General features: G+C 48.1%; 16 protein-coding genes. 12 read left to right on the top strand and 4 right to left on the bottom strand.

Annotation, left to right across the window (positions count from 1 at the left end):
- Positions 1–3 precede the first annotated feature (3 nt).
- On the top strand, positions 4–999 hold the full coding sequence (locus BXO87_RS19140) for a DUF3048 domain-containing protein (protein WP_038457167.1): 996 nt from the start codon (positions 4–6) through the stop codon (positions 997–999).
- 2 nt (positions 1,000–1,001) lie between these two features.
- On the top strand, positions 1,002–1,313 hold the full coding sequence (locus tag BXO87_RS19135; RefSeq protein WP_029326169.1) for a YerC/YecD family TrpR-related protein: 312 nt from the start codon (positions 1,002–1,004) through the stop codon (positions 1,311–1,313).
- Positions 1,314–1,349: 36 nt separating this feature from the next.
- Here BXO87_RS19135 and BXO87_RS19130 read toward each other — a convergent pair whose 3' ends face one another.
- Positions 1,350–2,924 carry an FMN-binding glutamate synthase family protein gene (locus tag BXO87_RS19130; protein ID WP_038457169.1) on the bottom strand — a complete coding sequence of 525 codons (1,575 nt, stop codon included), beginning with the start codon at positions 2,922–2,924 and terminating at the stop codon, positions 1,350–1,352.
- 195 nt (positions 2,925–3,119) lie between these two features.
- Between BXO87_RS19130 and pcrB the strand changes: the two genes are divergently transcribed.
- The 5 genes from pcrB to BXO87_RS19100 all read left to right on the top strand — a co-directional run bounded on the left by pcrB (position 3,120) and on the right by BXO87_RS19100 (position 10,563).
- Positions 3,120–3,809: a heptaprenylglyceryl phosphate synthase gene (gene pcrB, locus BXO87_RS19120; RefSeq protein ID WP_003155740.1), complete on the top strand. Its 690-nt coding sequence runs from the start codon at positions 3,120–3,122 to the stop codon at positions 3,807–3,809.
- Positions 3,810–3,866: 57 nt separating this feature from the next.
- The gene (gene pcrA / locus BXO87_RS19115) at positions 3,867–6,086 is read left to right on the top strand and encodes a DNA helicase PcrA (protein WP_076851439.1); all 2,220 of its coding nucleotides are present in this window, start codon (positions 3,867–3,869) and stop codon (positions 6,084–6,086) included.
- Between the two features lie 24 nt (positions 6,087–6,110).
- On the top strand, positions 6,111–8,117 hold the full coding sequence (gene ligA / locus BXO87_RS19110; RefSeq protein WP_038457174.1) for an NAD-dependent DNA ligase LigA: 2,007 nt from the start codon (positions 6,111–6,113) through the stop codon (positions 8,115–8,117).
- A gap of 15 nt (positions 8,118–8,132) precedes the next feature.
- Positions 8,133–9,329, top strand: coding sequence for a CamS family sex pheromone protein (locus tag BXO87_RS19105; RefSeq protein WP_007609871.1), 1,197 nt, complete (start codon positions 8,133–8,135; stop codon positions 9,327–9,329).
- A gap of 238 nt (positions 9,330–9,567) precedes the next feature.
- The gene (locus BXO87_RS19100) at positions 9,568–10,563 is read left to right on the top strand and encodes a phosphotransferase enzyme family protein (RefSeq protein ID WP_038457175.1); all 996 of its coding nucleotides are present in this window, start codon (positions 9,568–9,570) and stop codon (positions 10,561–10,563) included.
- A gap of 37 nt (positions 10,564–10,600) precedes the next feature.
- Here the strand turns inward: BXO87_RS19100 and BXO87_RS19095 are convergent, their stop codons facing one another.
- Together BXO87_RS19095 and putP are read right to left on the bottom strand one after the other, a co-directional pair.
- Entirely contained in the window at positions 10,601–11,293 is a 693-nt protein-coding gene (locus tag BXO87_RS19095; RefSeq protein ID WP_007609875.1) for an MgtC/SapB family protein, read from the bottom strand.
- Positions 11,294–11,412: 119 nt separating this feature from the next.
- Entirely contained in the window at positions 11,413–12,891 is a 1,479-nt protein-coding gene (gene putP, locus BXO87_RS19090; RefSeq protein WP_012117009.1) for a sodium/proline symporter PutP, read from the bottom strand.
- 421 nt (positions 12,892–13,312) lie between these two features.
- Between putP and gatC the strand changes: the two genes are divergently transcribed.
- From gatC to gatB, 3 genes are read left to right on the top strand one after another with little or no spacing between them, the layout of a single operon-like run.
- Positions 13,313–13,603: an Asp-tRNA(Asn)/Glu-tRNA(Gln) amidotransferase subunit GatC gene (gene gatC, locus BXO87_RS19085; RefSeq protein WP_003155732.1), complete on the top strand. Its 291-nt coding sequence runs from the start codon at positions 13,313–13,315 to the stop codon at positions 13,601–13,603.
- A gap of 14 nt (positions 13,604–13,617) precedes the next feature.
- Positions 13,618–15,075, top strand: a complete 1,458-nt coding sequence (gene gatA, locus BXO87_RS19080) for an Asp-tRNA(Asn)/Glu-tRNA(Gln) amidotransferase subunit GatA (RefSeq protein WP_007609878.1) — start codon at positions 13,618–13,620, stop codon at positions 15,073–15,075.
- A gap of 13 nt (positions 15,076–15,088) precedes the next feature.
- Positions 15,089–16,519: an Asp-tRNA(Asn)/Glu-tRNA(Gln) amidotransferase subunit GatB gene (gene gatB / locus BXO87_RS19075; protein ID WP_003155730.1), complete on the top strand. Its 1,431-nt coding sequence runs from the start codon at positions 15,089–15,091 to the stop codon at positions 16,517–16,519.
- 64 nt (positions 16,520–16,583) lie between these two features.
- Here the strand turns inward: gatB and BXO87_RS19070 are convergent, their stop codons facing one another.
- The gene (locus tag BXO87_RS19070; protein WP_032871752.1) at positions 16,584–17,432 is read right to left on the bottom strand and encodes a TetR/AcrR family transcriptional regulator; all 849 of its coding nucleotides are present in this window, start codon (positions 17,430–17,432) and stop codon (positions 16,584–16,586) included.
- Between the two features lie 128 nt (positions 17,433–17,560).
- On the opposite strand from BXO87_RS19070, the gene BXO87_RS19065 reads away from it, so the two are divergent.
- Complete coding sequence (locus tag BXO87_RS19065) at positions 17,561–20,704, top strand: efflux RND transporter permease subunit (RefSeq protein WP_076851438.1); 3,144 nt, start codon at positions 17,561–17,563, stop codon at positions 20,702–20,704.
- 152 nt (positions 20,705–20,856) lie between these two features.
- On the top strand, positions 20,857–21,768 hold the full coding sequence (locus BXO87_RS19060; protein WP_007609891.1) for a diacylglycerol kinase: 912 nt from the start codon (positions 20,857–20,859) through the stop codon (positions 21,766–21,768).
- Positions 21,769–21,853 lie beyond the last annotated feature (85 nt).

Genomic DNA, 21,853 nt, shown 5'->3' with positions numbered 1-21,853 from the left:
CATATGAAAAGATGGAAAACCGTTTGTATGCTTTGTTTTGCGTTTTTGCTGCTTGCCGCCTGCCGGCAGAACAATGCCGATCAGGTGCAGCCGAAAGAAGCGGAAGCTCCTTTAACGGGGCTGAAAACTGAGCAGAAGCTTGCAGAACGCCGTCCGATTGCAGTCGCAGTGAACAATCATCCGAAGGCGAGGCCCCAATCCGGGCTGTCAAAGGCGGATGTTGTCATCGAAGCGCTCGCGGAGGGCCGGATTACGCGGTTTCTCGCGATTTTTCAAAGTGAGATGCCGGAAACGGTCGGGCCTGTGCGGAGCGCGAGGGAATATTTTGTCACGCTCAGCAGCGGGTTTAACAGCATATTTGTCCATCATGGCTGGAGTCCCGGCGCAAAAAAGCAGCTGGAGTCCGGAGCTTACGATTATATAAACGGTTTGGATTTTGACGGAAGCCTGTTTTTGAGAGCCGATTTCAGCAAGCCGCCCCACAATTCCTACACGTCGTATGACAATATCAGGAAGGCGGCGGAACAAAAAGGATACAAGCTGAACGGAAAAACAGAACCGCTCCCATTTCAGACATCAGATGCAAAACCCGGAAACGAAACCTACAATATTCGGATAGATTATGGAACACAAAACGTTACAAATCTTGTCGAATACGATTATGATAAAAAAGCTGATACTTATACAAGAAGCTCTGATGGTGTGAAAGCGACAGACCGGGAGACCGGAAAGCCTTTAGCCATGCACAATATTTTTATTGTTGAAGCCGGCCATCGCATGACAGACAAAGATGGAAGGCGGGCCATCGATATTCAGTCAGGGGGGAAGGGCCTCCTGCTTCAGCACGGCGATGTTATGGAGTCAGACTGGGAATATAAAGACGGCCGTATTCTGCCCGTAAAAGGCGGTGAGATTCTTCCGTTTGTGCCAGGAAAGACATGGATTAATATCGTGCCTGATCTCGATGCAGCTTCCATTAGTAAAGGAGAAGGTGTTTGACGATGCAAATCGATAAATTACGCGGAAAAGAACTGGACCAGTTATTTTTATCTATTTTATCGCTGAAAGATCTGGAGGAATGCTATCGTTTCTTTGATGATCTTTGTACGATTAATGAAATCCAATCGCTGGCGCAGCGTTTGGAAGTGGCAAGAATGCTCCGCGAAGGAAATACGTATCACAAAATAGAAAGCGAAACGGGTGCTTCCACAGCGACGATTTCCCGGGTGAAGAGATGCTTAAATTACGGTAACGACGCCTATGAAATGGCGCTTGACCGCGTAAACGAAGGAGAATCCTCCTCAGCTACGTAAAAAACCGCTCTGCCGATGACGGCAGGCGGTTTTTTTTTATGCGTGCTGATTCAAAAGGCCGGGAAGTTCCCTCAGGCTTCCGTCTTCCTCCCGGTATACGATGTGTTCAGCTGAGAAATGAATCGGCGAGCTGATGCCCGCCGCCGCGGCGAGGTGAAACAGCCCTTCACGCAACGAGAGCACGTAGTTGCAGACGCGGTGCTGTTTATCCTCGATACTGAGCGCGCGCTGAAGTTTTGGATCGGTTGTCGCCACTCCGACAGGACAATGATTGGTGTGGCATACTTGAGCGCGGATACAGCCGACTGAAAACATCATTCCCCGGGCAATATTGACAAAATCCGCGCCTAACGCGAGGGCAACGGCAATTTTATCCGGAGTGAGCAGCTTTCCGGATGCGAAAATTTTCAGCTTATCTCTTATCCCGTATGTCTTCAAAAGGCCGTCAACAAGGGGGAGACCGCTCAGAATCGGCAGGCCGACGGAATCCGCCAGCTCATGGAAAGAAGCTCCTGTTCCCCCTTCACTGCCGTCAATCGTAATAAAGTCGGGAAGTTTGCCTGATGAACTCATACAGGAAATAAGGTCTTCAAGGTCTTTGCGGCTGCCCGGGACAATTTTGATGCCGACCGGTTTTTCACCGACAGTCCTTAATTTCTCAATGAAATCAAGCATGTCCGGAACATTTGAGAACTCGTTGAAGCGGTTTGGGCTGTCAATGGATTGTCCGGGCTGCACATTTCTGATGGCGGCAATTTCTTCGGTCACCTTTGAACCGTCAATATGCCCGCCTCTTGCTTTCGCCCCTTGCGCAAGCTTTAATTCAAAGGCTTTAATCTGTTCGAGGCGGCTTTTTTTCTTGAATTCTTCCCATGAAAATTCTCCATCTTCAGTGCGCACGCCGAACAGCCCGGGGCCGATTTGGCAGATAATATCCGCGCCGCCTTTCAGGTGATACTCAGACAGGCCGCCTTCGCCTGTATTCATCCATGTGCCGCCGGCCTGGTGCAGCCCTTTTGACAGGGCGGTGATTGCCCGGTCGCCAAGTGAGCCGTAGCTCATCGCTGATTGTCCGATTAACCCTTTCACATAAAACGGCTTCTTGCATGTATCGCGGCCGATCACTTGCACATCGTCCGGATGCAGGTAATAAGGGTCCGCCTTTGCTTTTTCGCGGTGTTCGCTGCGTTTCAGCAGGTTGTCTTTGTCAATCTTGTATACCATCGTGTCGATCTTCGGCGTCTGATCTGCGCGCAGCTCCTCCCTTTGTTTCGGGAAAAGGGCGTTACGGATATAATAGCCCGGCTGATCGAAATCCCGTTCTGAGCCGAAGCCCATCATTCTGCTTTTATACTTTCCCGACATGACCGTCTGTTCATATTCTCTCCGGGAAAACGGCTGTTCTTCGTTATCATTGCTGAATAAATACTGCCGCAGCTCAGGTCCGATTTTTTCAAATATATAGCGCAGTTTTCCCGCTACGGGATAATTGCGCAGCACTGAATGTTCTTCCTGCTTTTCGTCTCTTATGTATATCCAGAGAAACAATACGGCGGGAACTAAAATAATAAAAATCAATATACAAATCAGTACGATAATGGCTTGTTCCATTGAGATCAGACTCCTTGTCTTTTTTCTCTTTGACATTCCACATATTGTCTGTTTTCAAACATAGCCGTTTCCCGTCCGGCGGAGCGCAATCTTTTTTTGTGAATCAGGTGAATGACGTCTTTTTCCGTTTTTCCGGGCCAAACGAATTTGTTATAATGTTTAAATGGCAAGAAACGAATGGAGGAACGAAAACGCATGTACGATGTTAACGAGTGGAAGCATGTTTTTAAACTCGATCCGAATAAAGATTTACCGGATGAACAGCTGGAACGGCTTTGTGAATCAGGGACTGACGCTATTGTGATCGGAGGAAGCGACAATATCACCGAGGACAATGTGCTGAGACTGATGTCAAAGGTGCGGCGGTTTTTAGTGCCGTGCGTACTTGAGGTGTCGACGATTGATTCCATTGTGCCCGGGTTTGATCTTTATTTCATTCCGAGTGTGCTCAACAGCAAAAAGGCGGACTGGATTGTCGGCATGCATCATCAGGCGATGAAAGAATACGGAGAGCTCATGTCAATGGAGGAAATCGTGACGGAGGGCTACTGCATCGTCAACCCTGATTGTAAGGCGGCCGCTTTGACGGAGGCGGATACACATATAGAAACAGAAGATATTCTCGCCTATGCGCGGGTCGCGGAACATTTGCTTCATCTCCCGATTTTTTATCTGGAATACAGCGGGATGCTGGCGGACATAGAAACGGTGGAGAAAACGAAGGCTGTGCTGGACAAGTCCGTCCTGTTTTACGGAGGCGGCATTAAGGACGCGGAAACGGCGGAACGGTTCGGCCGTCATGCCGATGTCATCGTTGTCGGAAATGCCGTATATGAAGATTTTGATCAGGCGCTTAAAACGGTGGCGGCTGTAAAGACAAAGTAGCCAAGCGGACGAAATTGATTTGTGATAGAACATATGTTTGATAGGCGGTGAACGGATATGAATTACATTAGCAATCAATTATTAAGCGGATTAAATCCCGTTCAGCAGGAAGCAGTCAAGACGACGGACGGTCCGCTGCTTCTGATGGCGGGCGCGGGAAGCGGAAAAACACGTGTGCTGACGCACAGAATCGCATACTTAATGGCGGAAAAACACGTGGCGCCATGGAACATTCTGGCGATTACATTTACAAATAAAGCCGCCAGAGAAATGAAGGAGCGGGTGGAGAGCATTCTCGGACCCGGCGCGGATGAAATCTGGATATCCACTTTCCACAGCATGTGCGTGCGGATTCTGCGCAGGGATATTGACAGAATCGGCATCAACCGAAATTTCTCCATTCTTGATACGGCTGATCAGCTTTCCGTTATTAAAGGGATTCTGAAAGTGCGGAATATCGATCCAAAAAAGTTTGATCCGAGAAGTATTTTAGGCTCCATCAGCAGCGCAAAAAACGAGCTGATCGAACCTGAGGAATTCGCAAAAACGGCCGGCGGCTACTACGATCAGGTCACGAGTGACGTGTATACCGATTATCAGAAAAAACTGCTGAAAAACCAATCGCTCGATTTTGATGATTTAATCATGACGACAATTAAGCTTTTCGAGCGTGTGCCGGAAGTGCTTGAGTTTTATCAGCGCAAATTCCAGTACATTCACGTAGACGAGTATCAGGATACGAACAGGGCGCAATACCTGCTTGTGAAGCAGCTTGCGGCCCGTCTTGAAAATATCTGCGTCGTCGGTGACTCCGACCAGTCCATTTACAGATGGCGCGGGGCGGATATCGCGAATATCCTTTCCTTTGAAAAAGATTACCCGAGCGCAAACGTGATTCTGCTCGAGCAAAACTACCGCTCAACAAAGCGTATTCTGCAAGCGGCTAACGAAGTGATCAAAAACAACTCAAACCGCAAGCCGAAAAACCTGTGGACGGAAAATGACGAAGGCATCAAGCTTTCTTATTACAGCGGAGACAATGAATTCGGCGAAGGCCAATTCGTCGCAGGCAAAATTTATGAGCTGCACAGCTCGGGCCGGCGGAAGCTTTCCGATATCGCGATTTTATACCGGACAAACGCCCAGTCGCGCGTCATTGAGGAAACCCTTTTAAAATCCGGTCTGAACTACAATATCGTCGGCGGAACCAAGTTCTACGACAGGAAAGAAATTAAAGACATTCTCGCATACCTGCGACTTGTGTCAAACCCGGACGACGACATCAGTTTTACGCGGATCGTCAATGTGCCGAAGCGGGGCGTCGGCGCAACTTCACTAGAAAAAATCGCTTCATATGCGGCGATGAACGGAATGTCAATGTTCCAGGCGATCAAACAGGTTGATTTCATCGGCGTCAGCGCGAAAGCGGCAAACGCGCTTGACGGCTTTGGCGCGATGATTGAAAATCTGACGAATATGCAGGATTACCTGTCCATTACGGAACTCACGGAAGAAATTCTCGAGAAAACGGAATACAGAGAAATGCTGAAGGCCGAAAAATCCATCGAAGCCCAAAGCCGCCTTGAAAATATCGACGAGTTTCTTTCCGTGACGAAAAACTTCGAACAAAAAAGCGAAGACAAGTCTCTCGTCGCGTTTCTGACTGATCTGGCGCTGATCGCGGATATTGACCAGCTCGACGAGAAGGAAGAGGAATCAGGCGGAAAGGATGCCGTCACTTTAATGACACTGCACGCCGCTAAGGGGCTTGAATTTCCTGTCGTGTTCTTAATGGGCATGGAAGAAGGCGTGTTCCCGCACAGCCGCTCCCTGATGGAAGAAGCCGAGATGGAAGAAGAACGCAGGCTCGCATATGTAGGCATTACGAGGGCGGAAGAAGAACTGTATTTAACGAATGCCAAAATGCGCACCTTATTCGGCCGCACCAATATGAATCCGGAATCCCGCTTTATCAGGGAAATACCTGGCGATTTATTGGAGAACCTAAATGAGAAGAAAACACCTCGCATGCAGCCGGGAAGAAAAGTGCAGCCGAAACGCGGGCCCGTATCCCGTCCCGTTTCCTATGCGAACAAAACAGGCGGCGACTCGCTCAGCTGGGCGGTCGGCGATAAAGCGGGCCATAAAAAATGGGGCACCGGAACGGTTGTCAGCGTAAAAGGAGAAGGCGAAAGCACCGAGCTTGATATCGCATTCCCGAGCCCAGTCGGCGTGAAGCGTCTGCTTGCCGCTTTTGCGCCGATTGAAAAGCAGTAACCTGAAGAGGAAAGGAAGAACATGATGGACAAAGAAACAGCGAAACACCGGGCAGAAGAATTGCGCCGCACCATCGATCAGTACAGTTATGAATATTACACCTTAGATGAACCGAGCGTGCCGGATTCCGAGTACGACAGACTGATGCAGGAGCTGATTGCCATAGAGGAAGAGCACCCGGAGCTCAGAACGCCTGATTCGCCCACACAGCGGGTCGGGGGAGCAGTGCTTGAATCGTTTCAAAAGGTGCAGCACGGCACGCCGATGCTCAGTCTCGGCAATGCATTTAACGATGATGATCTCCGCGATTTTGACCGCCGCGTCCGTCAGGCTGTCGGTGACGGCGTCGCTTATAATGTGGAGCTGAAAATAGACGGTCTTGCTGTTTCTCTCCGTTATGAAGACGGCTATTTCGTCAGAGGCGCGACAAGAGGAGACGGAACGACAGGCGAAGATATCACGGAAAACTTAAAAACGATCCGCAACATTCCGCTGAAAATGAAACGGAACCTTTCCATAGAAGTGCGCGGAGAGGCGTACATGCCGAAACAGTCATTTGAAGCGCTCAATGAAGAACGGCTGAAACATGAAGAGGAGCCGTTCGCCAATCCCCGGAACGCGGCTGCGGGTTCACTCAGACAGCTCGATCCGAAAATTGCAGCGAAACGAAATCTTGACATCTTCGTCTACAGTATAGCGAAGCTTGACGAGATGGGTGTGGAAACACAGAGTCAGGGCCTGGATTTTCTGGATGAGCTCGGTTTTAAAACAAACCAGGAACGGAAAAAATGCGCCACGATAGATGAAGTCATTGAAATGATCGAAGAGCTGCAGGCGAAGCGGGCCGATCTCCCGTATGAAATTGACGGAATCGTCATCAAAGTCGATTCGCTCGACCAGCAGGAAGAGCTCGGGTATACGGCAAAAAGCCCGCGCTGGGCGATTGCTTATAAATTCCCGGCGGAAGAGGTCGTGACAAAACTGCTCGATATCGAACTGAATGTCGGAAGAACGGGCGTCATTACGCCGACCGCCGTTCTGGAACCGGTAAAAGTCGCGGGAACGACGGTCTCAAGAGCATCCCTTCATAACGAAGATTTAATTAAAGAGAAGGATATCCGCATTCTCGATAAAGTGGTCGTCAAAAAAGCGGGCGACATCATCCCTGAGGTCGTCAATGTCTTAATCGAACAGCGGACCGGGGAAGAAAAAGAATTCAATATGCCGACCAGCTGCCCTGAGTGCGAAAGCGAACTTGTCCGCATTGAAGGGGAAGTCGCGCTGCGCTGCATCAATCCGGAATGTCCGGCGCAGATCAGAGAAGGCCTGATTCACTTTGTCTCACGCAACGCGATGAATATTGACGGGCTCGGAGAACGTGTCATCACACAGCTTTTCCGTGAACATCTCGTCCGTAATGTCGCTGATTTGTATAAGCTGACGAAAGAACAGGTTATCCGGCTTGAGCGGATGGGGGAAAAATCAACTGACAATCTGATCAGCTCCATCCAAAAGTCAAAAGAGAATTCGCTGGAACGCCTGCTGTTCGGTCTCGGCATCCGTTTTATCGGCTCAAAAGCGGCCAAAACACTCGCCATGCATTTTGAAAGCCTGGAAAATCTGAAACAAGCCACGGAAGAAGAGCTGCTTGCGGTAGATGAAATCGGCGAAAAGATGGCCGATGCCGTTGTCACCTATTTCCGCAAAGAAGAAATGCTTGAGCTTTTGAATGAACTTGAGGAACTCGGTGTGAACACACTCTACAAAGGCCCGAAAAAAGTAAAAGCGGAGGACAGCGACTCTTATTTTGCCGGCAAAACCATCGTGTTAACCGGAAAGCTTGAAGAGCTGTCCAGAAATGAAGCCAAGGCGCAGATTGAAGCGCTCGGCGGAAAGCTGACGGGATCTATCAGCAAAAAAACAGACTTGCTGATTGCCGGAGAAGCGGCCGGAAGCAAGCTGACAAAAGCGCAGGAATTAAACATTGAAGTATGGAATGAAGCACAGCTATTGGGAGAGCTAAAGAAATAAGAGGAGTGTTTTCTATTGAAAAAGATGTTGGCATTGGCGGCGACGGCAACGGCGGCAGTACTCATGCTGTCGGCTTGTTCGCCGAGTTTCGGGGGGAACAAAGAGGAAGAGATCACGCAGAAAACGGCAAAGTCTTCTGAAAAAGCGATCATACCGAAATATAATATCTCTGATTCCTACTATAAAATGGTGCTTCCGTTTAAGGCCGGAAAAGCGCGCGGCCTGACCGCGGACCGGCTGAACACGAGGCTGGACATCGATGAATTCGAGACGGGTCTGATGCGGCTCGCTCAAGACACGTTCCCGACGGATGACTATTTGTATCAGGAAGGCCAGTATTTAGATGAGGACACGGTACTCAGCTGGCTTGACCGCAAAAAAGAGGGCAGTGATCTGAAAAAGGCGAAAAAGGCAGATGCCAATTTTCAGAATCTCGGCTTAAACCCTGTGCTGCCAAGCTCGGGATCGGCAAAAGAGAAAAATGAAAACAGCCCGATTTACTTAGCGTCCATGCTTGAACAGGATTACTTAGTAAGAAAAGATAAAAATTCCATCCAGCTTGGCGGTGTCATGATCGGTCTCGCTCTCAACTCTGTATACTATTACCGCGAAAACACAGGTGATCCGCAGCAGGAAGTTGAGCTCAGCGACAAAACGATCCGCAGCCACGGTGAAGAAATCGCCCAGGAAGTCGTTAACCGCCTTCGGAAAATGGATAACCTGAAAAATGTGCCGATCACCGTCGCCCTTTATAAACAAGCGCCGAAAACATCAATCGTACCGGGGAATTACATTGCGAAAACAGAAGTCAAGGCCGGCTCATCCACCATTTCAAACTGGGATGATGTCAAAGAAAAGTACGTCTTCTATCCGGCGGATACAGACACGGCAAAGAAATACCCTGATGATTCCGAAGTATTTAAACGCTTCAAAAACGCCATCGACAGCTACTTCCCGAATTACACCGGAGTCGTCGGAACGGCAATGTACGAAAACGATGAAATGAGAAAAATGAAGATTGAAATCCCGATGCAATTTTACGGGAAAAGCGAAGTTATCGCCTTTACCCAATACTTAACAGGTGAGCTGATGGATTATTATTCAAAAGGCTCAGTTGATGTCGAGATTAACATTACCTCGTCTGACGGCCAGGAAGCGCTGATCGTCCGCAATGCGGGTGACAAAGAACCGACCGTCCATATTTACGATTAACCAAGATGCCCTTGTTCATTTCTGTATGAGCAAGGGTTTTTTTATTGTGAATATCGTTGGAGAGAGGGATGAGGTATGTTAAGATATTTGTATAATTAGGAATTAACAGGAAAACACATTTCGTTTCTAAGCGGATGTTACTAATCTGCTGTGAAAAAAAGAAGGGCAGGAATGTTGATGAATGACATTTGCTGAGTACACACACCGCCTACAAACGTTATGAAAAGGGTGAATCAGCATGCATAAAGATATTAAAGCGATTTTTGAGGAAGATAAGGTACTGGCTGAGGCCGGTGAAATATACGGCTTTACCAAGTTTCAATTTATTGCGGACGCAGAGAACTACGTATACGAAATTGTGAAAGATAACGAACCGTATATCTTAAAAATTACGCATACGATCAGAAGAACACCGGAATATATTCTCGGAGAAATGGAATGGCTTCATCATCTGGCAAAGGGAGGGCTTTCAGCAGCAAAGCCGATTCCTTCATTAAATGGCAGAGATGTCGAAGAAGTGCCGGATGGAAAAGGCGGAGCGTTTTTAGTAAGAGTCTATGAAAAAGCGCCCGGACGCAAAGTGGAGGAATCAGACTGGAACGGAACTCTGTTTTACGAGCTTGGGAAGTACACGGGGAACATGCACCGGCTGACAAAAAGCTACCGTCTGAGCGACCCGGCATATAAAAGGCAGGAATGGGATGAGGAGGAGCAGCTGAAGCTGAGAAAATACGTGCCCGCAGATCAGCATCTCGTATTTGAGCAGGCGGATGCTCTAATGGAAAAACTGCGCCGTTTGCCGAAGAATCCTGAAAACTACGGCCTTGTGCACGCCGATCTGCATCATGGCAATTTCAATTGGGACAACGGAAAAATTACTGCATTTGATTTTGATGATATCGGCTACAATTGGTTTGTGAATGATATCAGTATTCTGCTGTACAACATGTTGTGGTATCCGGTCATCCCGTATGAAGACAAGGCCGCGTTTACGGGTGAGTTCATGACACACTTTATGAAAGGCTACAGGGAAGAAAATGACCTTGACCCCGCCTGGCTTGAACACATCCCGGATTTTCTCCGGCTGCGCCATATGCTGATCTACGGATTATTGCATCAGGCGTTTGACCTCAATTCACTCGGGGACGAGGAACGTGAGATGCTGAAAGCCTTCAGGCGCGATATCGAAAACGAAACCCCGATTACGGAGTATAACTTTTCTGCATTCGTATAAATAGAAAAACGCCGGCTGAATCCAGCCCGGCGTTTTTTTATAACGTATCACACTTCACTCCGACGACACCTTGAATTTCTTTAATATCATAATAGACGTCAGTGGTGTAGCGGTTTTTGTGAACACTGACTTTCACTTCCATAATCGGAAATTCTTTTTCGCGCAAATCATCAATCCGGACGGAGTGAATGCGGAGCCGTTTGCTTTTCATTTCTTTTAGAATCTCGGTCATTTTGTCTTTATCGGAAAGAGACATTCTCACGCGGATATCCTTTTCCTTCAAGCGGTTGGGACCGATTTTTCTGATCAGCCACGGAAGAAATTCGACACTGATCAGGATAAACAAGAGGCTTGCGAACGCCTCTTTATAAAAGCCGGCGCCTGTAGCCAGACCGAGCCCGGCTGCGCCCCAGATGATGGCCGATGTCGTCAGGCCGGATATGACGTCATTGCTTTTACGCAGGATCACGCCCGCGCCGATAAAACCGACGCCGGAAATGATTTGGGCGGGGAGGCGGAGCGGATCCATCATGATACGGTAATATTTTGGGAAATGATATGCCGCATTAATGCTGACGATCGTCAGCATACAGGAGCTGACGGCGATGACGATACAGGTTTTCAGTCCGAGCGGTTTGTTTTTCAGCTCGCGTTCAAGACCGATGATCATGCCGATCAGCGTGGCAATGCCCAGCTTTAATAAAATGTCTGGTTCGATAGGCCAGCTCAATTTGCACAGCACCTCCGCAATTTTTCTTATAATAAATTGATATGATTTTCTCACAGTATTTATAGCAGGACAAGTGCGGAAGAAAAAAGCCGTCAGGGATAAATCTGACGGCTTTTTGTCTATTTCTTGTTTTTCAAAAGAGCTTCCATCCGGCTGAACAGCTGATAAGAAGCATCGGCCGGTTTTTTGGTCAGCAGGCTGACGGCAATACCGGCAATCAGACTGAGGAAGAACCCCGGAATGATTTCGTATACGCCGGTTGAAGCGGCAAGCCCTGTGGTGATCCAGATTAAAACGGCCGCGGCCCCGGTAATCATCGCCGCAAGCGCTCCCCATTCATTCATCCGTTTCCAGTACAGACTGAGCAAGAGCGCCGGGCCGATAGCCGAACCGAAGCCTGCCCACGCATATCCGACCAGATCGAGAATGGTGCTGTTCGGATTCATGGAAAGCAGGATGGCGATAACGGCTACGATCAATACCGACAGGCGTCCGGTCATGACCAATTCTTTATCGCTCGCTTCCCGTCTGAAAAAGGCGCGGTATAAATCTTCCGTAATGGCGCTTGCCGTTACGAGAAGCTGTGAGGAAATGGAACTCATGATCGCCGCTAAAATCGCGGACAGCAAGAAGCCCGTAATCAGCGGATGGAACAAGATTTTAGAAAAAATAATGAAAATCGTTTCCGGATCTTTTACGGAGACTCCGAAGTGATGAGAATACGCAACCCCGATAATCCCGGTAAGCAATGAACCGACAACTGAAATGGCCATCCAGCTCATCCCGATTCTGCGGGCGGGTTTTAAATCTTTCACTTCTTTAATCGCCATAAATCGTACGATGATATGAGGCTGGCCGTAATAGCCGAGTCCCCATGCCAAATAAGAAATAATGCTAATGACGCTCGCGCCTTTAAAGATATCCAATAGTTTCGGGTTAACGGCGTTGATCGAATCAATCGTCGTTGAAACACTCCCGAGCTGGGTAAAAGCAACGATCGGCACAAGCACTAATGCCGCAAACATGATCGCTCCCTGCACAAAGTCAGTCAGACTGACAGCGAGGAAACCGCCAAACAGCGTGTAAAGCACAACAACACCGGCCGTTAAAAACAAACCGAATTTGTAGTCGGCGCCGAATGCCGATTCAAATAACCTGCCTCCGGATACCATCCCGGAAGATGTGTACAGTGTGAAAAAGATCATAATAATCACGGCGGAAACAATTTTCAGCAATGATGACGAGTGGCGGAACCGTTTATCGAAAAAATCGGGAATCGTAATCGCATCATCTGCAACTTCCGTGTAAGCGCGCAGCCTCGGAGCAAGCAGCAGATAATTTGAATACGCGCCGATCGTCAAACCGAGCGCCAGCCATAAGGTCGATAACCCCGTTGCGAACATTGCGCCGGGAACTCCCATCAGCATCCATGCGCTCATATCGGCCGCACCTGCGGACAGCGCCGTTACGAACGGGCCGAGTCCTCTTCCGCCCAGCATGTAATCATTAATATTCGTTGTCTTCCTGAATGCGTACCAGCCGATTAACAGCATGGCAGCAAAGTAAATGCCAAGAGATATAATTAGTTCAATACTCACGTTTTTGGTCCCTCTCTTCTTTCATGTAAATGTTGCATCACCTCTGTAGATTAGTAGTGCCGGAATATGCGCCGGCGATCCAGCCTTTAGTCATCATTCCATGCGGATCGCATGATTTAGTGCTGGCTATGGTTACTAAACCTAACAAAGTATCCCCGATCAATCAACTCTCGAAACCTGGCCCACTCAAGGAAAAAATCCCCGCCAACATAGAACAGCTTAGAGATGAAAACGCTACCAATAGATTATAAAAGTAAAAATTTTCTGACATATAATTCGTTTCTCTTTCTCCCCGATTTAGGATAAAATAGAGAGGGTTTCATCATGCCTCAGAAGGCGGCGTTTTGTTGCTTTAGAGGGCTCGTTTTTGATATGATCAGTATTATATGACGAAACGGAGAATTATGCGGAGGTGGATCTTATGTCACGAATTTCTATAGAAGAAGTAAAGCATGTCGCTCATTTGGCGAGACTCGCCATTACGGATGAAGAAGCTGAAATGTTCACAGAACAGCTTGACAGCATTATCTCGTTTGCCGAGGAGCTTAATGAAGTGGACACGGATAACGTGGAACCGACAACACACGTGCTGAAAATGAAAAACGTAATGAGAGAAGATGAAGCGGGTAAAGGCCTTCCGGTCGAGGATGTCATGAAAAATGCTCCCGATCATAAAGACGGCTATGTCCGTGTGCCATCTATTCTGGATTAAAGGAGGGAGACAGTATGTCATTATTTGATCACAAAATCACAGAACTGAAACAAATGATACATAAAAAAGAAATCAAGATTTCCGATCTTGTTGATGAATCTTACAAACGGATCGCATCCGTGGATGATAAGGTGCAGGCGTTTTTGCAGCTTGATGAAGAAAGAGCCCGCGCTTACGCGAAAGAACTTGACGAAGCGGTTGACGGACGGTCTGAACACGGTCTTCTCTTCGGAATGCCGATCGGCGTCAAAGACAACATCGTGACCAAAGGGCTTCGCACAACATGCTCAAGCAAAATCCTCGAAAACTTCGATCCGATTTACGATGCGACGGTTGTGGAGCGCCTTCAAGCTGCTGAAGCCGTCACGATCGGAAAGCTGAATATGGACGAGTTCGCGATGGGTTCTTCTACTGAAAACTCCGCGTACAAAGCGACGAAAAACCCTTGGAATCTCGATACGGTTCCCGGCGGATCAAGCGGCGGTTCAGCAGCTGCGGTTGCCGCGGGCGAAGTGCCGTTTTCACTCGGATCTGATACGGGCGGCTCCATCCGCCAGCCGGCTTCTTTCTGCGGCGTCGTCGGATTAAAGCCTACATACGGACGCGTGTCACGTTACGGTTTGGTCGCTTTTGCGTCTTCATTAGACCAGATCGGACCGATCACAAGAAACGTAGAAGATAACGCATTCCTCCTTCAGGCGATTTCAGGCCCGGACAAAATGGACTCTACGAGCGCCAATGTCGAAGTGCCGGACTTTCTTTCTTCATTAACTGGCGATATTAAAGGCTTAAAAATCGCCGTACCGAAAGAATATCTCGGAGAAGGCGTCGGCAAAGAAGCGAAAGAATCGGTTTTAGCCGCTTTAAAAGTGCTTGAAGACCTCGGAGCGACATGGGAAGAAGTATCTCTGCCGCACAGCAAATACGCGCTTGCGACCTATTATCTGCTGTCTTCTTCCGAAGCGTCTGCAAACCTTGCGCGCTTTGACGGCATCCGCTACGGCTACCGCTCAGACAATGCGGACAACCTGATCGACCTTTATAAACAGACACGCTCAGAAGGCTTCGGCAATGAAGTGAAGCGCCGCATCATGCTCGGCACCTTCGCGCTCAGCTCCGGCTACTATGACGCGTATTACAAAAAAGCGCAAAAAGTGCGCACGCTTATTAAGAAAGATTTTGAAGACGTATTTGAGAAATACGATGTCATCGTCGGACCGACAACGCCGACACCGGCATTCAAAATAGGCGAAAAAACCAGCGATCCGCTCACAATGTACGCCAACGATATTTTAACGATTCCTGTCAACCTCGCGGGTGTGCCGGGAATCAGCGTGCCGTGCGGATTTGCGGACGGACTGCCGCTCGGACTGCAAATCATCGGAAAACACTTCGATGAAGGCACTGTATACCGCGTCGCTCATGCTTTTGAGCAGGCAACAGATCATCATAAAGCGAAACCTGAACTGTAAGGGGTGAAATGAAGTGAACTTTGAAACGGTAATCGGACTTGAAGTCCATGTGGAATTAAAAACAAAATCTAAAATTTTCTCAAGCTCACCGACGCCATTCGGCGCGGAAGCGAATACCCAAACGAGCGTCATCGACCTCGGCTATCCCGGCGTGCTGCCCGTTTTGAACAAAGAAGCGGTCGAATTCGCGATGAAAGCCGCAATGGCTTTGAACTGCGAAATCGCAACGGATACGAAGTTTGACCGGAAAAACTATTTCTACCCGGACAACCCGAAGGCATATCAAATTTCTCAATTTGACAAGCCGATCGGCGAAAACGGCTGGATCGAAATCGAAGTCGGCGGAAAAACGAAAAAAATCGGCATCACCCGTCTTCACCTTGAAGAAGATGCGGGAAAACTGACGCATACGGGCGACGGCTATTCCCTCGTTGACTTCAACCGCCAGGGCACGCCGCTTGTCGAGATTGTATCTGAGCCGGATATCCGCACACCGGAGGAAGCTTACGCATATCTCGAAAAGCTGAAATCAATTATCCAATACACAGGTGTTTCCGACTGTAAAATGGAAGAAGGTTCACTGCGCTGTGACGCCAACATTTCCCTCCGTCCGATCGGCCAGGAGAAATTCGGCACAAAAACGGAGCTGAAAAACCTCAACTCTTTCGCATTCGTGCAAAAAGGCCTTGAGCATGAAGAAAAACGCCAAGAGCAGGTGCTTCTGTCAGGCGGAGTCATTCAGCAGGAGACGCGCCGCTACGATGAAGCGACGAAAAAAACCATTTTGATGCGTGTCAAAGAAGGTTCGGACGACTATCGTTATTTCCCTGAGCCTGACCTTGTCGAGCTCTACATTGATGACGAATGGAAAGAACGCGTAAGAGCAACCATTCCTGAGCTTCCGGATGAGCGCCGCAAGCGTTATATCGAAGAGCTCGGCCTGCCGGCTTATGACGCAATGGTTCTGACGCTGACGAAAGAAATGGCTGACTTCTTCGAAGAAACGGTCAATAAAGGCGCAGAAGCCAAGCAGGCATCAAACTGGCTGATGGGTGAAGTCTCAGCTTACCTGAACGCCGAACAAAAAGAGCTTGAGGATGTCGCACTGACTCCTGAAGGCCTTGCCGGCATGATTAAGCTGATTGAAAAAGGAACCATCTCGTCCAAAATCGCGAAGAAAGTCTTTAAAGAATTAATTGAAAAAGGCGGCGACGCAGAAAAAATCGTCAAAGAAAAAGGCCTTGTGCAGATTTCTGACGAAAGCGTGCTTCTGAAGCTGGTAACAGATGCGCTTGACAGCAACCCGCAGTCAATTGAAGACTTCAAAAACGGAAAAGACCGCGCGATCGGCTTCCTTGTCGGGCAGATTATGAAAGCCTCAAAAGGACAGGCCAACCCGCCGATGGTCAACAAGATCTTACTTGAAGAAATCAAAAAACGATAAAAAAAAGCAGCCGCCTGTAAGGGCGCTGCTGACATGGAGACCGGTAAGCGCCGGTCTCTTTTTTTTATAAGCTGAAATAGGTTTCAATGGAAGCCCGCAGCATTTCAATCTGCTCATTACCGCTGCCTGCCAAGTTGGACAGCATTCCTTTAATAATCGGTTTTCGCGGCTCTTCCTTTGCACATTCCTCTTCAATGACTTCAAGCGATACGAGGACGTCCTCAGGCAGCTCCTGCTGTGTTTTAATCTTTTGAATATCCGCAAGCAGTCTTTCTCTGTCCGCCGCGGGCTGAGTGAAGATATCCTCAGGCAGCAGCGGATCGGGATTGTCTCTTATCAGCCCCGTAATCAGATCATCGATTCTGGCAATCAGAAAGGCCGCCACGTTTTCCGTCCGGAATGCCGTATGTTCATTAAAAATCAAGAAATGAATATAGGAGCTCACAATTCCTTGCGCCATAACGGACGCATCCGCTAAAAACGGTGTGACGGCATCTCCGTAAACGGAGAGCAACGCATCCCGGTACAGCATGTTAAATTGAATATTGGCCTCATGAAAATACTGCTTGACCTTTTGATTTTCAGGAATGACCTTTTCGCTCAGCAAGAGAATGATAAAGTCCTTGTGTTCCATAAATTCCTGGAATTGATATGCGATTTGTTTTCGGAATACGTCCTTAGGCGGTTTATGCTGATGTTCTGTTTTAATTTTCTTTATTTCTTCCATAGACATGCCGATGTAATACTCACATGCTGAGAGCAAAAGGTCTTCTTTTGATTTGAAATGGAGATAGAAGGCCCCTTTTGAAATTCCGCATTCACCGGCGATTTCCTGAATGGTTGTTGAAGAAAACCCTTTTTTGGCAAATAAATGGATGCCTGTTTTTATGATTTTCTCTTTTTTTTCGTTCATGACGTGCTTCCCCTTAATCCTGAAAAATTTAGAAAAATTTACTGCCTTATTAGTTGACGATGTTGAGTTATACCGTTTAGTATTATATAGAATGACCAGTCAGTCAATAAAAATTAACGGAGGACATGATGAACCACATTATTAACTTTGTACTGAAGAACAAATTCGCAGTTTGGCTGATGACGATTATCGTTACTGTAGCAGGGCTGTATGCCGGTCTGAATATGAAGCAGGAATCCATACCGGACGTCAACATGCCTTATCTCTCAGTAAATACGACTTATCCCGGAGCGGCTCCGAGTCAAGTTGCGGATGACGTGACAAAACCGATCGAGCAGGCGGTCCAGAATTTAGAAGGAGTGAGCGTCGTAACGTCCACCTCCTCTGAAAACGTCTCATCGGTTATGATTGAATATGATTACAGCAAGGATATGGACAAGGCGAAAACCGAAGTCGCTGAAGCGCTGGACAGTGTCAGCCTTCCTGACGACTCGAAAAAACCTGACATTTCCCGTTACAGCCTCAACTCTTTCCCGATTTTGACGCTCAGTGTGACAAGCGGCAAAAGCTCGCTTGAAGACCTGACCAAAAATGTGGAAAACACTCTCGTTCCTAAGCTTGAAGGCATTCAGGGTGTTGCGTCCGTGCAAGTTTCCGGACAGCAGGAAGAGCAGGTGGAATTCTCTTTCAAAGACAAAAAAATGAAAGAGTACGGACTTGATGAAGATACCGTCAAGAAAGTGATCCAAGGCTCTGATGTCAATACGCCGCTTGGATTGTACACGTTCGGCAACAAAGAAAAATCAGTTGTCGTTAACGGAAATATTACGTCAATTAAAGATCTGAAAGATATGAGAATTCCGGTCGCATCTTCTTCTGCCGCTCAAGGTCAAGCGGGCGGAGCCGGTGCGGCATCTGCGGCGGACGCTCAGGCTATGCAGCAGGCACAGAAAAGCGCGTCAGCAGGGGTGCCGACAGTCAAGCTTTCTGATATTGCCGACATTAAAGATGTGAAAAAAGCTGAATCCATTTCCCGCACGAACGGAAAGGACAGCATCGGAATTAATATCGTAAAAGCCAATGACGCCAACACGGTAGAAGTGGCCGATGCGATTAAAGATGAACTGAATCAATACAAAAAAGACCATAAAGGGTTCAAGTACAGCTCGACTCTTGATATGGCAGAGCCGATTACAGAGTCGGTGGATACGATGTTAAGCAAAGCGATTTTCGGCGCGATCTTTGCGGTCGTGATCATTCTCTTATTCTTAAGAGATATTAAATCAACGATGATTTCTATCATTTCCATCCCGCTGTCACTGCTGATTGCGCTTCTTGTGCTGAATCAGCTTGATGTCACATTGAACATAATGACGCTCGGTGCGATGACGGTCGCCATCGGACGGGTAGTCGACGACTCGATTGTCGTGATCGAAAACATTTACCGCCGCATGAGGCTGAAAGATGAACCTTTACGCGGGAAGCAATTGGTGCGTGAAGCGACGAAAGAAATGTTTAAACCGATCATGTCATCAACGATCGTAACCATTGCCGTATTCCTGCCGCTTGCCATGGTCGGCGGACAGATCGGCGAACTGTTTATGCCGTTTGCATTAACAATCGTCTTCGCGCTTGCCGCATCGCTGTTGATTTCGATCACACTGGTGCCGATGCTTGCGCACAGCTTATTCAAAAAATCGCTCACAGGCGCGCCTGTTAAAGCGAAAGAGCATAAGCCGGGCAGATTGGCCAATTTCTATAAAAAAGTGCTGAATTGGTCATTAAGACATAAATGGATTACATCTATCATCGCGGTTCTGATGCTTGTCGGCAGTTTGTTCCTCGTACCTCTGATCGGCGCGAGCTACCTGCCTGCGCAAGCGGACAAAACGATGCAGCTCACATATACGCCTGAACCGGGCGAAACGAAAAGCGAAGCTGAAAAAGCTGCGCAAAAAGCGGAAGACATGCTGCTTAAACGCAAACATGTCGATACCGTTCAGTATTCTTTAGGCTCGCAAAGTCCGCTCGGCGGAAGCTCAAACGGCGCATTGTTCTACGTGAAATACGAGGATGACACGCCTGATTTTGACAAAGAAAAAGACAATGTCTTAAAAGAAATCAAAAAAACATCCAGCCGCGGCGAATGGAAATCACAAAATTTCAGTTCGTCAGGCAACAACAACGAATTAACGTACTATGTGTACGGAGATTCAGAGTCTGATATTAAAGGCACGGTCAAAGACATCGAAGGCATCATGAAAAAGCAGAAGGATCTGAAAGACATCAACTCAGGCCTTTCCAGCACATATGATGAGTACACGTTCACCGCTGACCAGGAGAAACTCAGCAAGCAGGGCCTGACGGCTTCGCAAATCTCCCAAGCCCTGATGTCCCAAACGTCACAGTCTCCTTTGACAACGGTGAAAAAGGACGGCAAAGAGCTTGACGTCAACATCAAAACAGAAAAAGACCAGTATAAGAGTGTAAAAGAATTAGAGGATAAAACCATCACATCGCCTGCAGGCCAAGAAGTAAAAATCGGCGATGTGGCGAAAGTGAAAAATGGCACGACATCCGATACCATTTCCAAACGCGACGGCAAAGTGTACGCTGACGTAACGGCAACCGTCACTTCTGACAATGTCACGAAGGTGTCATCAGCCGTTCAAAAGAAAGTTGACAAACTGGATAAGCCGGACAATGTATCCATTGATACCGGCGGTGTATCAGCGGATATTGCTGATTCCTTTACGAAACTTGGGTTAGCGATGCTTGCCGCAATCGCCATCGTATACCTCGTTCTTGTGATCACGTTCGGCGGAGCATTAGCGCCGTTTGCGATTCTGTTCTCGCTTCCGTTTACAGTCATCGGCGCATTAGCCGGCCTGTATGTATCCGGAGAGACGATCAGTCTGAATGCCATGATCGGTATGCTGATGCTGATCGGAATCGTCGTCACAAACGCGATTGTCTTAATTGACCGCGTCATCCATAAAGAAGCGGAAGGCTTATCGACGAGAGAAGCGCTCCTTGAAGCCGGCTCTACGAGATTGCGTCCGATTCTGATGACGGCGATCGCGACAATCGGCGCCCTGCTTCCATTGGCATTGGGCTTCGAAGGCGGCAGCCAGGTCATTTCTAAAGGACTCGGTGTCACTGTTATCGGCGGTTTAATCAGTTCGACTCTGCTTACCCTTCTGATTGTGCCGATCGTATATGAAGTATTGGCGAAATTCCGTAAGAAAAAACCTGGAACGGAAGAAGAGTAAGACAGCGGGCCTTGGCTCCTTAAACGGAGCCGAGGCCTTTTTTCTTCTGGCAATTCCTGTACATATTGTTGCGATTTTCTCAAGTCATAGTATAATTAAAGGTTGTTAGTGTTAATAATGGATCGGATACTCTTAAGTAGGATGATGAGATAATGAAACGTGCACGCATAATATACAATCCGACTTCAGGACGGGAGCTTTTTAAGAAAAATCTTGCCCAGGTCCTGCAAAAATTTGAACAAGCCGGTTATGAAACCTCCACCCATGCCACCACATGCGCGGGGGATGCCACCCACGCCGCAACAGAAGCCGCTTTGCGGGAGTTTGACCTGATTATCGCTGCCGGCGGAGACGGAACGATTAATGAAGTCGTCAACGGTCTTGCGCCGTTAGACAAACGCCCGACACTCGGCATCATTCCGGTCGGCACGACAAATGACTTCGCCAGAGCGCTGGGCATTCCGAGAGAGAATATACTGAATGCCGCTGATACCGTCATTAACGGCGTAGCCCGCCCGATCGACATCGGACAGGTGAACGGTCAGTACTTTATCAACATCGCCGGCGGAGGCCGTCTGACGGAGCTGACGTATGATGTGCCAAGCAAACTGAAAACGATGCTTGGCCAGCTTGCTTATTATTTAAAGGGAATGGAAATGCTGCCTTCACTTCGACCGACAGAAGTCGAGATTGAATATGACGGCAAGCTGTTTCAAGGGGAAATTATGCTGTTTTTAGTGACGCTGACCAACTCGGTCGGCGGATTCGAGAAGCTGGCCCCTGATTCCAGCCTGAATGACGGCATGTTTGATTTGATTATTTTGAAAAAAGCTAATCTCGCGGAGTTTATCAGAGTCGCGAGCATGGCGCTCAGAGGCGATCATATTAACGATCAGCACATTATTTACACAAAAGCGAACCGTGTGAAAGTCAATGTATCAGAAAAGATGCAGCTGAACCTGGACGGCGAATACGGCGGCATGCTGCCAGGTGAATTCGTGAATCTGTACAGGCATATTCACGTCATCATGCCGAAAGAGAAAGCGGAACAGCTGGATGATTAATACGCGGACAAAATCCTAAAACAGTATTCGTTTTAGGATTTTGTCATCTTTTCAGCGTGATCGGAAACCTTTGAAGGCTGACATT

The organism is Bacillus sp. GZB, from assembly GCF_001975995.1.
GTDB lineage: Bacteria > Bacillota > Bacilli > Bacillales > Bacillaceae > Bacillus > Bacillus velezensis.
Note: the sequence above shows the minus strand (reverse complement) of the source record. Positions and strands in the feature narration are given on the sequence as shown.

Coding starts and splice junctions, on each gene's coding strand:
- BXO87_RS19140 (WP_038457167.1), top strand. CDS start 4: ATGAAAAGATGGAAAACCGTTTGTATGCTTTGTTTTGCGTTTTTGCTG.
- BXO87_RS19135 (WP_029326169.1), top strand. CDS start 1,002: ATGCAAATCGATAAATTACGCGGAAAAGAACTGGACCAGTTATTTTTA.
- BXO87_RS19130 (WP_038457169.1), bottom strand. CDS start 2,924: ATGGAACAAGCCATTATCGTACTGATTTGTATATTGATTTTTATTATT.
- pcrB (WP_003155740.1), top strand. CDS start 3,120: ATGTACGATGTTAACGAGTGGAAGCATGTTTTTAAACTCGATCCGAAT.
- pcrA (WP_076851439.1), top strand. CDS start 3,867: ATGAATTACATTAGCAATCAATTATTAAGCGGATTAAATCCCGTTCAG.
- ligA (WP_038457174.1), top strand. CDS start 6,111: ATGGACAAAGAAACAGCGAAACACCGGGCAGAAGAATTGCGCCGCACC.
- BXO87_RS19100 (WP_038457175.1), top strand. CDS start 9,568: ATGCATAAAGATATTAAAGCGATTTTTGAGGAAGATAAGGTACTGGCT.
- gatC (WP_003155732.1), top strand. CDS start 13,313: ATGTCACGAATTTCTATAGAAGAAGTAAAGCATGTCGCTCATTTGGCG.
- gatA (WP_007609878.1), top strand. CDS start 13,618: ATGTCATTATTTGATCACAAAATCACAGAACTGAAACAAATGATACAT.
- BXO87_RS19070 (WP_032871752.1), bottom strand. CDS start 17,432: ATGAACGAAAAAAAAGAGAAAATCATAAAAACAGGCATCCATTTATTT.
- BXO87_RS19065 (WP_076851438.1), top strand. CDS start 17,561: ATGAACCACATTATTAACTTTGTACTGAAGAACAAATTCGCAGTTTGG.
- BXO87_RS19060 (WP_007609891.1), top strand. CDS start 20,857: ATGAAACGTGCACGCATAATATACAATCCGACTTCAGGACGGGAGCTT.